At 54.7% G+C, this 14,432-nt stretch carries 14 protein-coding genes; all 14 read right to left on the bottom strand.

Annotated features, from left to right (window positions below; all coding sequences use genetic code 11):
* Nucleotides 1-14 precede the first annotated feature (14 nt).
* The 14 genes from EDC28_RS15940 to flgH all read right to left on the bottom strand — a co-directional run bounded on the left by EDC28_RS15940 (nucleotide 15) and on the right by flgH (nucleotide 14,430).
* Nucleotides 15-947, bottom strand: coding sequence for a GNAT family N-acetyltransferase (locus EDC28_RS15940; RefSeq protein ID WP_232338749.1), 933 nt, complete (start codon nucleotides 945-947; stop codon nucleotides 15-17).
* A 37-nt stretch (nucleotides 948-984) separates the two neighbouring features.
* Nucleotides 985-1,668: a class I SAM-dependent methyltransferase gene (locus tag EDC28_RS15945; protein WP_050660295.1), complete on the bottom strand. Its 684-nt coding sequence runs from the start codon at nucleotides 1,666-1,668 to the stop codon at nucleotides 985-987.
* Nucleotides 1,668-3,836, bottom strand: a complete 2,169-nt coding sequence (locus EDC28_RS15950; protein ID WP_123422279.1) for a motility associated factor glycosyltransferase family protein — start codon at nucleotides 3,834-3,836, stop codon at nucleotides 1,668-1,670. Before EDC28_RS15950 ends, EDC28_RS15945 begins: the two co-directional genes overlap by 1 nt.
* Before the next feature lie 14 nt (nucleotides 3,837-3,850).
* Nucleotides 3,851-4,171 carry a hypothetical protein gene (locus EDC28_RS15955; protein ID WP_050660293.1) on the bottom strand — a complete coding sequence of 107 codons (321 nt, stop codon included), beginning with the start codon at nucleotides 4,169-4,171 and terminating at the stop codon, nucleotides 3,851-3,853.
* A complete protein-coding gene (gene fliS / locus EDC28_RS15960) occupies nucleotides 4,172-4,594 on the bottom strand; it encodes a flagellar export chaperone FliS (protein WP_050660292.1) in 423 nt (140 codons plus the stop codon).
* A gap of 39 nt (nucleotides 4,595-4,633) precedes the next feature.
* Entirely contained in the window at nucleotides 4,634-6,067 is a 1,434-nt protein-coding gene (gene fliD / locus EDC28_RS15965) for a flagellar filament capping protein FliD (protein WP_123422280.1), read from the bottom strand.
* A gap of 27 nt (nucleotides 6,068-6,094) precedes the next feature.
* The gene (locus tag EDC28_RS15970; protein ID WP_083445976.1) at nucleotides 6,095-6,490 is read right to left on the bottom strand and encodes a flagellar protein FlaG; all 396 of its coding nucleotides are present in this window, start codon (nucleotides 6,488-6,490) and stop codon (nucleotides 6,095-6,097) included.
* 66 nt (nucleotides 6,491-6,556) lie between these two features.
* Nucleotides 6,557-7,372 carry a flagellin N-terminal helical domain-containing protein gene (locus EDC28_RS15975; RefSeq protein WP_123422282.1) on the bottom strand — a complete coding sequence of 272 codons (816 nt, stop codon included), beginning with the start codon at nucleotides 7,370-7,372 and terminating at the stop codon, nucleotides 6,557-6,559.
* A 206-nt stretch (nucleotides 7,373-7,578) separates the two neighbouring features.
* Nucleotides 7,579-8,397 (bottom strand): flagellin N-terminal helical domain-containing protein, encoded by an 819-nt coding sequence (locus EDC28_RS15980; protein ID WP_123422283.1) that lies wholly within the window; start codon nucleotides 8,395-8,397, stop codon nucleotides 7,579-7,581.
* A gap of 81 nt (nucleotides 8,398-8,478) precedes the next feature.
* A complete protein-coding gene (gene flgL / locus EDC28_RS15985; RefSeq protein WP_083445998.1) occupies nucleotides 8,479-9,696 on the bottom strand; it encodes a flagellar hook-associated protein FlgL in 1,218 nt (405 codons plus the stop codon).
* Between the two features lie 4 nt (nucleotides 9,697-9,700).
* Nucleotides 9,701-11,677, bottom strand: a complete 1,977-nt coding sequence (flgK, locus tag EDC28_RS15990) for a flagellar hook-associated protein FlgK (RefSeq protein ID WP_198174042.1) — start codon at nucleotides 11,675-11,677, stop codon at nucleotides 9,701-9,703.
* 11 nt (nucleotides 11,678-11,688) lie between these two features.
* Nucleotides 11,689-12,669: a flagellar assembly peptidoglycan hydrolase FlgJ gene (gene flgJ, locus EDC28_RS15995; protein ID WP_123422284.1), complete on the bottom strand. Its 981-nt coding sequence runs from the start codon at nucleotides 12,667-12,669 to the stop codon at nucleotides 11,689-11,691.
* Complete coding sequence (locus EDC28_RS16000; RefSeq protein ID WP_123422285.1) at nucleotides 12,666-13,748, bottom strand: flagellar basal body P-ring protein FlgI; 1,083 nt, start codon at nucleotides 13,746-13,748, stop codon at nucleotides 12,666-12,668. The genes flgJ and EDC28_RS16000 overlap by 4 nt, the downstream gene beginning before the upstream one ends.
* A 10-nt stretch (nucleotides 13,749-13,758) precedes the next feature.
* Complete coding sequence (gene flgH, locus EDC28_RS16005; protein WP_123422286.1) at nucleotides 13,759-14,430, bottom strand: flagellar basal body L-ring protein FlgH; 672 nt, start codon at nucleotides 14,428-14,430, stop codon at nucleotides 13,759-13,761.
* Between the last annotated feature and the right edge of the window lie 2 nt (nucleotides 14,431-14,432).

The raw sequence follows: 14,432 nt of genomic DNA on the forward strand, positions 1-14,432 counted from the left end.
GACCTAGGTCAGGCTTATCGAGCCAGGCTGAGGCACAGCCAGGGCTGTAAGTCGCCACCGAAGCCGCGTTTAAAAAGCCCGATTTGCGCCAATTTAGGGTCACCATCACCGGCAAAGGCGATAGGGCCCATGTCCATGACGGTACAACCACGCTCACGAGCCCGCTGCAAGCCAGCGTAGAGTGGGTAGTGAGAGATGGGCAGGTTGAAGCGATCCCTGTCGTAAACACCGACGCCATAATAGGCACGGCTGGCACCACAGAGAAAAAGCGACGCTGCAACAAGTTGCCCATCAAGGGAGGCAAATACTGCAAATGCTTCGTTGTCGGCGATAAGCTTCTGCTGGGCCTGCCAAGACGACAATGAGCGGGTAGCACGCCCGGCCACCCGCTCATGGAATAACCGAAACCGCTCCATGTCGCTAACATCAAGGTTGGTAGCGTCTACTAAACGCAGTTCAAGATTTTGCTGCCCCCAACGTACTCCTTGGCGGTAACTCTTTCGCACACCGCTCCACAGCACGTCATCATCGCCAAGGGCAATTTCCTGCTCAAAATGCACGGCAGTCGTAGCGCCGGCATCCAACAAAGCAGTGGCAATGCCGTCAGGGACCTTGGCCGGGAACTGATAGGAAAGCACGCTGGCCTTATCCATAAACTCTGCGGAAAAAGCCTTGGTTAGAAGTCGCTCAGCCTCCAACTTGCGCGCCTCGGCAAGCCCAGGGGCAATCAGTAGCCGAGCCGGGCCGCCAAAAAATCCAAGTTGCCTATCGTCAAGCGTGGCCAGCAGAACCCCGGCCAGTTCACCTTGGTGAACAACAGCCAAGCTATGGTCAACAAAAGGCCGCTGGAAGTATTGGCGGTAATATTCACGATGGCAGGGAGACCACAGTGCCGAGCAATTGGGCAAGCGGCTAAGCGCCGGCCAATGGGCATCCGTCAGAGGCATCAGTTCCACGAGAAATCCTTACCAGCAGACAGCCTGGTTAACCCTTGGCGGCGGTCAACACCAGGTATTCAACATGCTGAGCCTGCTGACCGTAACTGCGTACCAGAGTATCTACCGTCACGTCTGCTAAACCGGCATCACAGGCAAGGTTCTTGAAGCCATTTGCACTCAAAAATGCTGTTTGGCCATTCCCTGCCAGCGGATAACCGGCTGGAATGTCGGCAAGCGTCACTTCGTCAAGACGTGGCGCATCAGCAGCAAAGGCGCTGGAGCCTTGTCCTAAGTGAAAGGAAAAGAACTGGCCACCGGGTTTAAGGCAACGCTGTACCTCGGCAAGAGCCTTACGGTGCTGCTCGAGAGTCAGGTGCTGCATAGAGACTACGTCGACAATGGCATCAAAGTCGGCATTTTCATAAGGTAGCGCCGTCATATCTCCCTGCTTGAGCTCGGCACTCACGCCCCAGTCGTCTAATACCTGCTGACACAAGGTCAAACCGGAAGGCGCGTAGTCCAAGCCGTGGGCATCAAAACCTTCTCGGGCAATCATCCAAAGATTTGCCCCAGAGCCACACCCCAGTTCAAGCACTTTTATCTGGCGCCTCTCGCTCAACGGCAAGCCAAAGTAATGCCCGGCCAGAAAACCGATAAGAGCGTCGTTCGGGTAACGGCGCTGAGACTGCAGTCCTCTGGCCTGGTACTGGTTTTCAAAGACGTTAGTCATCAGGCGCCCTCACCTTCTTCGGTCACAATCCAGTCGTTATAGCCTTCTTGCAGCGACAAACTGTTGGGGCGCTGGTAGTGCATGCGATAATGCGCCGGAACAGCCCGCAGAAAGTCTAAGTAAATCTGCTTCAGCTCGTTATAAGCCGCTACACAACGGGTGTCATCGGTGGGAGCATAAAGCACGCGTACCAGAACAGCGTGGTAGTAGAGCATGCTGCCTTCAAACAGGGAATTCAGGTAAGGGCGACCGGCCCGGCTCTCATCACGCAGGCGCTCCATCACTTCTTCCATCTGTAAAGAACCGGCCCGGCGGCTATCCACATCCGGTTGCAGAATATCAAGCAGCGCTTCACTGAGCGCGTCCACCTTGGGCGGCGCCAGACAATCCCAGTAGGGTGCTTCAAACCGGCTGGCACCTTGGCTGTCCACATTAAAATGGGTAGCCATCTCCATGACATCCGCCTTGTCCATCCCACTGGCCAGCAATACATCTTCTTGATTGCAGGGAATGGCACCTCGAATAAGTGCCCCTTCACCCAGGTTGAAACACATCAATTCGGGGCGGCGACGAAGCAACCGCTCGATACAAATGCGGGAGAGGTTGAAAAAGGCATTGGTCACCACCTCGCCGCCAAAGTTACCGGGTACAACATAGTCGTCAGTTTCCCGATAAATACCGCGGTCTGCGCCATCGGCCTTGTAGTAGACACTGTGCACCGAGTGGTGATTACCATCCCGTTGGTGGCCCAGGTCGACACCGAAAAGGTAGAGGGTTCGAAAGCCAAGGGCATGGGACATGAACACAGCAGTATTGGCAACGGTCGGGTTGATGTGTAGTGCCGATTCAAACTCGTCGCTAAACCCAGGAATGCTTTCCAGGGCATCGGTCGCAGGTTCACCATGCTTGGGAGCCATAAAGGCCTTGGCAAACTTTTTAAAGACCTCAGGGTGTACCGTTCCCGGAGCCAGCAGCACCCGGTCTCGCAAAAACTCAGGATCTTTAATGTCGTCTAGCAAACCGGCGATAGGATAGGTCCGCTCCTGCTCACAATGAAAGTCCGGCGTAATACCATGCTTTTTCAATGCCCGCAGCGCAGTGCCGCAGGAAATCACAATGCCTTTGTCTTGGTTTTGCCGCAAAAACTCGGCATGGCGATCCAAAGACGGGCCATTGCCACAAATAAACACCGGAACGTTCTTCAGCGGATGTGCGGTCTTGCCAGCAATTTTAACGAAAGGTACATCGTTATGAATATTGCGCCCTTGGTGGGCAATCGACATTACTGCATCATCATAAAATCCCCAGCCCATGCTGAGCTCGTAATAGCGATTTTTATAATGTTCCAGAAGCTCCGCGATGGCTTTGGTTTGATAGTGTACAAAGCCATAAGTAGAGATGATGTTATAGCGACCACGAATAGAGCTGTCGCTCATGTGAGCTTCAAAAAACTCTTCCGCCTCGACACCCAAGCTTAGCTGCAGAGTACCGCCTCGTTCATCTATAAGAGGTAAAACATGAAACCAGGCAGTAGTAAAAAGACTGGCATAAAAAATGTCCAAGTCTGGCTCAATGATATAAAGGTGGTGAATGTTGTGGTTGATGGCAAGCAGCTCGACATGAAAGCCAAGACCCATACCAAACACCAGCATCATGCCCACGTCTTTAGGTAAACGCTCGCCACCAACGCTTTCTTCTACGAATTTATCCGATGCGGTTACCAGCTGGTTCAAATAGTCCACATGCATAAATCCCATGGGGTTTTCATGGGTATATTGGATCCGCGAGTGAGACATCTTTGGTGCCAGGCAAAATTCTTCGTACTGACAAAGCGATGTGGTAAATGCTGGTTGAGTGTAAACCAGTGCACCCGTTTCTTTATCTCGGATATTGGGTAGGTTGTCGACGACATCGATGTGATAACGAACAGGCTTATATTCCAGCATTGCCTTGTGTACATCAGGGAAATATTTCTCCAAAGCCGCCATATTTTGATGGTAGTGGCCCACGAGATAATTATCGTCAAAGCCAATCAGAGTAAAGCTGTCGGACAACTCCTGATATCCGCTAGAGCGCTGCTTTTGCCTGTCAACAATGCCTTGGAGAACATCAATTTTCTCCTCTAGATCCCGGATGGTTTCTTCAATCAGTGGCAATGTGTCAGACATATTCTGGTTTACCTTTAGTTTTGAGCCGCGTTACTCATGTAGTTCTTTATAGCCTTGGCACTTTTTTTTTGCTTCAGCATATTCGATTCTACGGTTTGAAGCTGTGTTTTGGCATCTTTTTGGAAAGCGCGATCAGAGGATGCCACCTTCTCGGCGACAACGCGAAATTCAGCGAACTTTTCTTCTTGCAACGCCGCTTGATGCAACGCGTTCAGAAGAGGTTGTCGTTGTGATAATTGCTGGGAATGAAGCTGCCACTGCTGGTCTTGGAAGCTGCTTGCAAGTGAAGTTTGCAACGCTTCCAAGTCGACCAGCAGCTCTTCAAAAGAAGCCATTTAAGCCGGCGCTTTTTGGCGGAGTTTTTCCATGCCTTGGTCTTTGTGCTCTTGCGGCATGTCTCGCCAAGCATTTCTCAGAGGGGAGAAGAGTTCGTGTAGTTCATCAAATGCGGAAGGTTCACGGGAGGCGCTGACTTCCAGTAGCTTGCGGATCATCACGTCATAAAAACTAGCAAAGTTTTGGGAAACCTCAGGCTCACTGTCAAAATCCAGCACCCCTTGCAGACCACTTATCAGTGACACCGCACTGTTGATAGCCTGCGATTTACCTTGAATATCCTGGCGTTCAACACAGCCTTTGGCTACGGCAATCTTTTCCAGCACGCCATCCATCAACATCAGAATGACCTGGTGCGGATCGGCATTCAGTAGCCTTGCGTTTTTGTCTGCACCTTGATACTGCTTGATGTTCATTCGCATAACTTAGGCCCTTTTCTGGTCAGTAACGCCTCCGGCTATTTAGTCCTTGCTTTTGACTGAGGGCAAGGAAGCCAGAGCACTCGTCAGGTAATCCCCTGTCGACTGATACTGTGCGACGATTTGGTCCAAGGCATCGAACTGAGCTCGCATGGTTGCCTCATAATTGGACAGTCGCAACGTCAGGTCATCTCTCTGCTGAGAAATAGACTTGAGTGTATCATTCAGGGACCCTTGCCTTTCTGCGATAGCTCCTTTCGGCTCAGTATAAGAGGTTAGGATCTCATCGAGTTTTACGGCAAATCCCTTATCCTTGGAGTCATTTCCTGTCGGGTTATTCCTAGCAAAAAGCTCGCCAAGTTGTGCAGCGTTGTTGTTGATGGCGTCGGTAAGGCGGTCTTCACCGCTGGGGCCATTGCCGATACCATAGGAGAGGATCTCCATTTTACCGCTGTTGTCGAAGGTGATCCCCACCTTGTAAAGACTATCCATCCCTCCAGAAAGAGCTTCTATAGAGCCGGTCAAGGCGTTTTGCGTCTGGTTTTTGATAGACCGTACCAACGGGTCAAATGCCAGGGCGCCCCCAGCCACAGAATCATCGCCGTCACCACCGCTGCCCGGCGCCCCTAACGTATCGAGGGAGGCTTTGAGTGCGTTATAGCCGTCAACAAAATCCTTGATCATGCTCTTGATACCATCGGTATCACGGCTGACATCCAAGGTATTTGCCCCGGTTGTTACTGCTTTGGCGGTCAAGGTAACCCCAGCGATAGCATCCTTAAAGGTGTTGGTATCGCTACTGATGGTGGTGCCATCAACGGTTATTACCGCATCTTGCGCTGCCTGAGTAACAGACAATCCCGTAGAGAGTGCTGACAATGATGCGTCACCGGTTGAGGTAACCGTCAGATTATTGGCACTTCCTGTTGTATTGGAGGTCAGGGTCAGCCGGGCACCGTCATCACCGTTGATGATGTTGGCGCTAACCCCCAAATCACCACCAGCGTCATTTATTTTCTGACGAATGACCGACAGGGTGTCACCGTCGTCAACTGTGATATCAAGAGACTTATCACCAACATTGAATGTCAGCTTACCGGCACCAAAGGTGGTGCTTGAGCCACCGGCAATCGCAGCCGACGACAACCGAGTCCCTTTGGCCAACTGTTGCACTTCTACTTGGAAGTTACCTTTACTGGCATTGTTGGTTTCAACAGAGAAAGCGTCGGTGTTGGGGCCGGTGATAGCAACGGTGTTTTGGTCAAACGCCTTAGGATCGGTCAGTTTTTTGACGATATCCTGAAAGGTCGACAACGCAGATTTCAGCTGTCCGATACCGGAAAGCTGGGAATTAGTGGTTTCTTCTTTCTGATTAAGGATCGCCTCTTTAGGCGCCTTCTCAGCGTTGACATAGACGCTGATGAGATCTTCGAGTTGAAGGCCTGAACCTATACCCGCATTCGTTACACCAGCCATGACTATGTCTCCTCTGTCTGAACGTGATCAGACGTTACTATCAAGAAATATGCCGATTTTAGCTCCCAGCTCTTCTCGCAATTGACGAACTCTGTCTGCCGTTTTCAGCACTTCTTCAGAAGGAATTTGCCGAATAACGTCCCCCGTCTGTGCATCAAGCACTTTGACAACAGTGCGGCCGCTGGATTCATCTGTAGAAAAGTTGAGGTTGTGGCCCCGCAGATTAACGAACTCGGCAAGGACTTGCACAGCATCGGACAAACTTTGCCTTGTATCCGCAGGCGTATCTTCTTTGCCAGAAACAGGCTGCGTTACAGGCGTATCGAAGCTGGGAGTCGCAGAAGTTTTGCTGGAAATGGCAGGAAGAGAACCGGAAGCGGTATCGCCAAGGCTGTTTGAGAGCATAGTAGATACGTCACTCATTGCCCATTCTCCCGTTATATCGAGCTGAAAATGGATGGTGCCTAAATAGGCACCATCCTATCAACCTTATTGCAACAGCGACAGTGCGATTTGCGGCTGCTGGTTGGCTTGGCTCAGCATGGAGCTGGCAGCCTGTTGCAGTACGCTGTTACGAGCCAGAGTGGCAGTTTCAGCGGCGTAGTCAGCATCCTGGATACGAGACCGGGAAGCAGACAAGTTCTGAGAAGTGTTCTGTTGTGAACGGATAACCGAGCTGAAACGGTTCTGGGTAGCACCCAGGTTGGCACGGGTGGTGTTCACAATGTTCAGAGCGCAATCCAGAGCCGCGATTTGGCTCTGAGCAGCGTCAAAGCTTGCAATGGCGGTGCCCAGGCCAACACCGGAGTGGCCGAAGCTTTGGGTGATGGCGATACTGATGGTTTGCGAAACGTTGGCACCGATCTGGAAGCTGGCTGAGTAGCTACCGTCCAGCAGGTTAACACCGGCAAACTGAGTCTGGTTGGAAATACGGTCCAGTTCGGTAGCCAGCTGGCCATATTCCTGGCTCAGTGCGGTACTGTCAGCAGTGCTGTTAGAACCGTTGGAGGCCTGAACAGACAGGGTACGCATACGCTGCAGCAGGTTGGTGTATTCGTCCAAGGCACCTTCAGCGGTTTGAGCCAGGGAGATACCGTCGTTGGCGTTACGAACGCCTTGGTTCAGACCGTTGATCTGAGCGGTCAGACGGTTGGAGATCTGCAGACCGGCGGCGTCGTCTTTTGCACTGTTGATGCGCAGACCGGATGAGAGGCGCTCATAGCTAGTACCCAGTTCTTCAGTAGACCTGGACAGTACACGCTGAGAGTTCAGAGAAGAGATGTTGCTGTTGACGTACAGAGCCATGATAAAGTCTCCTGTTAATTCGAGTCAGGCGTGGTGACTTGGCATACGCCCTGGCTCACCTCTCGCCACACATTTCGTTCACCTCCTGTATCGCCCTGCCTGAAAAAAACTTTTAGAACTTTTAGTTATAAAAAAAGAAGAAAATAGAAAAACCGCCTAAACGGCGGTTTTTACGGCAATTTACTGTCCAGCTAATAAGGCAAAAATTAGTTTTGCAGCAAGGACAAAGCGATCTGCGGCTGTTGGTTGGCCTGGCTCAGCATGGAACTGGCAGCCTGCTGCAGCACGGTGTTACGGGCCAAGGTCGCTGTTTCAGCAGCGTAGTCGGCATCCTGAATACGAGACCGGGACGCTGTCAGGTTCTGTGCGGTGTTCTGTTGTGAACGGATAACCGAGCTGAAACGGTTCTGGGTAGCACCCAGGTTGGCACGGGTGGTGTTCACAATGTTCAGAGCACAGTCCAGAGCCGCGATTTGGCTTTGGGCAGCATCAAAGGTGGCGATGGTCGTACCCAGGCCAACACCGGTATGGCCAAAGCTCTGAGTAATGGCGATGCTGATGGTTTGCGAAACGTTGGCACCAATCTGGAAGTTGGCAGAGTAGCTGCCGTCCAGCAGGTTTACGCCAGCAAACTGAGTTTGCGCGGAAATACGGTCCAATTCGTCAGAGAGCTGACCGTATTCCTGGCTCAGTGCAGTACTGTCGGCAGTACTGTTGGACCCGTTGGACGCCTGCACCGCTAGGGTACGCATACGCTGAACGATGTTGGTGTATTCATCCAACGCACCTTCTGCGGTCTGGGCAAGAGAAATACCGTCGTTAGCATTTCGGGCTGCTTGGTTAAGACCGTTTATCTGCGCCGTCAAGCGGCTAGAGATCTGCAGACCGGCAGCATCGTCTTTGGCGCTGTTGATACGCAGGCCAGAAGACAAACGCTCGTAGCTGGTTTGCAGCTCATCGGTAGAACGTGACATGACTCGTTGCGAGTTCAGTGAGGCCACGTTGGTGTTCACATAAAGTGCCATGATCCTCTCCTTCGAGATTGAAGAATCTGTTCAGCGCAACGAAACTGCGCCACCCTTTTGTTAAAGCAATAGACGTGCCAACTACTTCACGTAGTTGAACAAAGTCAGCGAATTCACCATTTGGAACCCGGAATACGCGGCCTGCATGATGGTTTGTTGTTGAGCGAGCTTCGATACCGCCTCACCGATATCCACTTCTGCAATATCAGCGCGGTTGGATTTGATGATGATGTCGGAGGCCTGGGAGCTGTTATCCAGGTTCTCAATCACATTGACCCGTCCCCCTATCTGCGCCTGCCCGCCCACTACGCTGTTGTAGGTCTGAACGGCAATGTTTTGCGCATACTGGGCATCCGCTTGCCGCTGATCAGTGGTGCGGGTGGGATCCGTCAAAAGTCCGGCGTAGTCGGTCAGCACGTTCAAAATGTTGTCGCGCTTAGGCGGATCGAGGGTCACATCGGCGCTGGCACCGGCGGCGCCATCCAGGGTGACGTTAAGGCCGTTGAAGTTAATAGGCTCGCCCGGCACATAATTGCCGCTGGCCAGCACATTGCCGCCGCTGTCAGTTACTTGGTAGGTATCAGGGGCACCGGCCGCGGTAGTGAAACTGAAAGTATTGCCGGCCGGGGTGTTAGGGTCGTAATTGCCCCGATAAAAAGACTCAAACTGGCCTTCATCGGCAATATCGGTGGTCACGGTGCCGCCGCCAGCCGTCATGGCGCCGGTGGCGGAGAACACCGGCGACAGATTGTCAAACAACTCAAAACCAGGGAAGTTGGCATTGAGTTTGACCTCGGATGCCACCTGGATCATCTGTTTGCCTTGGTCGCCTTGGTATTCATAGCGGCCATTGACTATCTGATAAGGCGCGGTGCCGCCTTCGTTGCCCGAGAAGATGTAATCGCCGTTGGCATCCTGGGTATTCATGGCATCGAGCAACTGATCCCGCAGCCCGATCAGCTGATCGGCCAGAGCCTTGCGGTCCTCATCACTGTTAGCGCCGTTGTTGGCCTGGATAAGTAAGGTGCGAGTGGTACCCAGGGTATCGGTCATGCTCGACAGCGTACTTTCGGCCAGGCCCAGCCTGGACTTCAGATTGCTGCCGTTATTGCGAAACTGATCGGAGATCCCCAACTGCTCGTCCAGGCGCAACACGGTACCGGCGCCGGTGGGGTCGTCAGAGGGCTGCAAGATGCGCTGCTGGGTACTGACCTGGTCACGCAGCTTCACCAATGAATCCTGGCTGCCCAGAATGTTGGTCAGCCCGGACTGGAAAATCATCTGAGTCGATACGCGCATAACCTTACCCTATGGCTTGCAGCAGATTGTCAAAGACGCTCTGTGCGGTGGAGAGGATCCGGGCCGTGGCCGTGTAGGCCTGCTGGAACTGGATGAGGTTGGCCGCTTCTTCGTCCAGGTTGACCCCGGACACTGCCTGCAGCCGCCCCTGACTTTCGTCATGCAGGGCTTGGGCAGCCTGGTTTTGAATTTTCATGGTGCCGGTGCGGTCCCCCACCTGGCTGACCATGCCGGCAAAGGCATTGGACACACTCTGGTAAGTCACTGGGGAGTCGCCGGATTGGTTCAACCGGACAATGTTGTCGGTTTGCAACTTGGCCAGTTTCAGGCCGTTACCGTTATCCGACTTGGCCGTCATCACCCCGGTGCTGTCGATATTGGGGCTGATGGTAAATTCGTCCCCGGCCGCCGGTGTGCCGGAGAGCTTGATGGAAAAGCCGTAATCCAGAGGTGGCGCCGGAATGGCAGTATTGGGGTCGAAGGCGGTCACGCCGCCAATGGCAGCGCCAGACTGGTCATACAGTTGGTATTGACTGTCATTGACGAACACTACTCGCCCGGGCGCCGTGGTATCCAGTAGCGGCGGCGGAGTGGCGCTAAAGCCGGAGGTGGCCGGGTCGGTATTGGTGACATCGACGCTGGAGACGGCAGCGCTGCCCAGGTTTGAAGAACCCTGGTCTACCCGGATGGGAGAAGCCAGCGCCAACGACTCAGGGTTTTGCATCACCATTGTTATCTGGGCGGCAGCGTCCCGGGTGGGCCTTAAGGTAAAGGTATCGCCAGCAGCAAAAGCGCCGTTGGGCACTAGGTCGATTTGCAAACCATCGACCGTTGTGCTGGCCGGCACCGTGCCGCTGGCCAAGGTGCCAGTGACCTTGCCGGATTCGTCCAAGGACTGTACGTCGTAATCGGTGGCCGAGGTAAAGACGATACGATAGTCCTGGTCGGTCAGTTGGGTACCATCGACCACGGTGCCAGTCACTTGATGCAGCTGCGAGGAGTTATCGGCATCGCCGTAGGCGGTGGCAACCGGCAGGCTGAAGATATCGCCGCCAAGTTTGCCGTCGAGATCCAGGCCCTTATTGTTCTGCTTATTAAAGGCATCCATCATCGCCAGGGACATCTGCCCTAGCTGGCGCTGCGCCGGTTCCAGCACCTCTTCACGATAAGCGCCCAGGCCGCCGAGCTTGCCGCCCACTTTTTTGGCTTCGATATCGTAAGGCTGGGTGCCAAGTTTCACCGACAGTTCCAGACGCCGCGGTTCCGGGTCACCCGGCACAGCGCTGATGGTGGCGCGGCTGTCGGGCAGCACCAAGGCCTGGCCATTGGCCATGGTCAGGTTAACGGCATCGCCCTGAGCAGGGGTCACTTGCACGTCCATCAACTCGGAAAGCTGCTGAATGTACTGGTCACGCTGGTCCAGCAAGGTGGAGCGCTGGCTGTCGTTTTGGCTGGCGCCCACCGCCCCTAGCTGCTGGTTGAGGTTGTACACGTTGCCAATCAGGGTGTTGGCCTTCTCGGCGTAGGAGGTTATCTGCTTGTTGACTTCATCTTGCTGCGAGCTCAGCTGCTCGGACTGGCGCTGATAAGAGGCCAACATGTTCTGAAATTGCGAGAGCGCTAGCTGCCGGTTGGAAATGGAGCTGGCTTCGTTGTTCATGGTGTTGATGCTGGAGAATAAACTACTGATGTTGTTGCCGATGCCGGTGCTGGCATCCCCCAGCAACTTATCGGTCTGGTCAGCCTGGGCCAGATAAGACTCGGTAAAGCCCAGGTTGGAGGTGTCTTTGCGCAGTTGGGTTTGGGCAAACTGATCCAGCAGCCGGGTCACGGTTACCCGGTCCACGCCCCCCAGCTTCTCGGCGGTAAATTCCACCCGCTGACGAGAATAGCCGTCGGTGTTGACGTTGGTAATGTTGTTGCCGGCGATATTCAGGGCGATCTGGTTGGCATAGATCCCTGATACCCCGATCCTCATCATATCGTTAGACATTACGGCGTACCCTTACTCAAAGCGGGATGGTCAAGCACCTGAAGGATCTTCTTGGCGTACTGCGGATCCGTGGCGTAGCCCGCGCCTTGAAGCTCTTGCAGGAACCGTGCCGGTTCTTTAACCCACTTGAGGGCATCCTGATAACGCGGCGATTCTTTGAGCAACTTGACGTAGTCGCTAAAGCTCTGGGCCGGGTTTTGATAGGCGCGGAACTGGGCCGTTTCGCGCTTGGGCTTGCCACCGTCGTACTCGAGGGTACTGGCAGTAACCTTGTCGCCATCCCACTGGCCGCCGGCCTTGATGTTAAAGAGGTTCAGGCTGCTCTGGCCGTCTTTGCCCTTGAGGATCTTTTGGCCCCAACCGGTCTCAAGGGCGGCCTGGGCCACCAATACCTGTGGGCTGACCCCAAGGGCGGAGGCCGCTTGCCGGGCATAGGGCAAGAGGCTGCCGACAAAGCTTTGCGGGCTGTCAAAGTCCAGTGCCGGGGCCGGTGTTGGCGCCGCTTGTGGCTGTTCGCTATCAGCTTTGGCTGCTGGCGCGTCACTGCCGGCAGTATCGGCAACCGCACTTGCCGCTGGCTTGATGCCAGGCTTGGCCGGGAGCGCCAAGGATTTGGCGCTCTCATCTGCGCTACCGGCAAAGTGGCGGTTAACCCCCAGCGCTGAGGCAGGCATCAGGTGCTTGCCGTCGGGCTGCAACTGCTCGGCGATGATCTCCGCCAAGCCAAGGCCACCTTTGGATGACATATCCAGGGCCAGCTGCTGGTCCTGCATGTCTTGGTAGAACTTCATGGAAGAGGAGTTAAACGGGCTGTCTTTTTCAAACACCGCGTTGGCTTCACGCATGCTTTTCAGGAGCTGGCGGACAAAAATCGACTCAAACTGCTTTGCCGTTTCCAGCAATGCCTTTTTATCGTGCTTTTGTGCCCCTTGGCGCAGGTCATCAAGCCCCGCCAGATCCGTGAAAAGCGGCCCGTTCATATGACAATCAACTCCCCAGACAGGGCGCCGGCTTGCTTGAGCGCTTCCAAAATGGCCATCACATCAGAAGGCGCCGCGCCCACCTGGTTTACCGCCCGTACTAAATCTTGCAAGGTCACGCCTGGGTCGAAATAGAACATCCGGCCCTGCTGCTCGCTCACCTGCACATTGGAGTTTGGGGTCACCACGGTTTGGCCCTGGCCCAGCGGATTGGGCTGGGAGACCTGCGGGTTTTCACTGATGGTGATGGTCAGGCCGCCATGGGTGATGGCTGCCGGTTTCAAATGTACCCCTGCCCCCACCACAATGGTGCCGGTACGGGAGTTAACGATGATTTTTGCCGCCTCGGTGGCCGGGGTGAACTCCAGGTTCTCAAGGGTCGACAAAAAACTGACCCGCTGGTCTACGTCGCGAGGGGCGCGCACCTGCACCGAAGCGCCATCCAGCGCCCGCGCCACACCGGGGCCAAGCAGGTTGTTGATGGTGTCTTCCATGCGCTTGGCAGTGGTGAAATCGGAGCGATGCAGATTAAAAGTGATGAAATCGGAGCGGCCAAAGGGCGAAGCCACTTCCCGCTCGACAATGGCGCCACCGGGAATACGGCCGGCAGTGGGGGTGTTACCCACTATCTTGGAGCCATCGGCCCCTTCGGCGCTGAACCCCGAGACCAACAGGTTGCCTTGGGCCAGGGCATAAATTTGCCCGTCCACCCCTTTAAGGAAGGTTTGCAGCAAAGTTCCGCCACGCAGGCTCTTGGCCGAGCCCACCGAAGACACGGTGATATCGATTTGCTGACCGGGTTTGGCAAAAGGCGGCAAGGTGGCGCTGATAGCGACCGCGGCCACGTTCTTGATGTTGGGTCGCCGGCCGGTGGGCATCTGGATGCCAAAGTTACGCAGCATCGAGGCAAAGGACTGCTCGGTAAAGGGGCTCTGCTCGCCAGTCCCCGGCAAACCCACTACCAGGCCGTAACCAATCAATTGGTTGTCACGCACCCCGGCCACATCGGCCACGTCTTTGATGCGTTCAGCCTTGGCCCCAAAGGCCAGCAATAACACCAGAAACCAAAAGCGTTTCATCTTGGCGTCCTCAGAAGGGCCACAGCGGCGAGTTAAAGAACCGCGCCAGCCAGCCTTGCTTTTGCACGTCAGCGAAAGCGCCGGTACCGGAGTACTGGATGCGGGCATTGGCGACACGGGTCGAGGAGACGGTGTTGTCGGCAGTGATGTCGTCCTGGCGTACCACACCGGTCAGACGCACGTATTCATCGCCGTTGTTGAGGGTGATCCATTTCTCGCCCCGTACCATCAAGGTGCCGTTGGGCAATACCCGAATGACATGCACCGAGATAGCACCGCTCAACTGGTTGGCCTGGTCGGCGTCGGACTCGCCTTTAAAATCGTTGTTACCGCTGATGCCAATGCCCAAAGTATTGCCATTGATGGTGACCGGGCGCCCCATCACGGTTGGCGCCGGTAAGTCCACCGCACTTTTCTTCTTAAGCTCGGTGGTGGAGGATTTCTTGGCGCTGGTGCTCTCTTCGAGCATCACGGTGATGATGTCCCCTACCCTCGCCGCTTTGCGGTCGGCATAAAGGTCACGGGCACCGGCGTCGTAATACATCGAGCCGGTAGCCACCAACGGCTTTTCTTCAAAAGCCGGCAGCACAGGCGCAAAGTCCGGGTCATCGGGAATAGGCTTGGGCCCATATGTGGCACAGCCTCCCAGCACCATCAGTGTCAATACAGCCAGGCTACGCATAA

The organism is Gallaecimonas pentaromativorans (assembly GCF_003751625.1).
GTDB lineage: Bacteria > Pseudomonadota > Gammaproteobacteria > Enterobacterales > Gallaecimonadaceae > Gallaecimonas > Gallaecimonas pentaromativorans.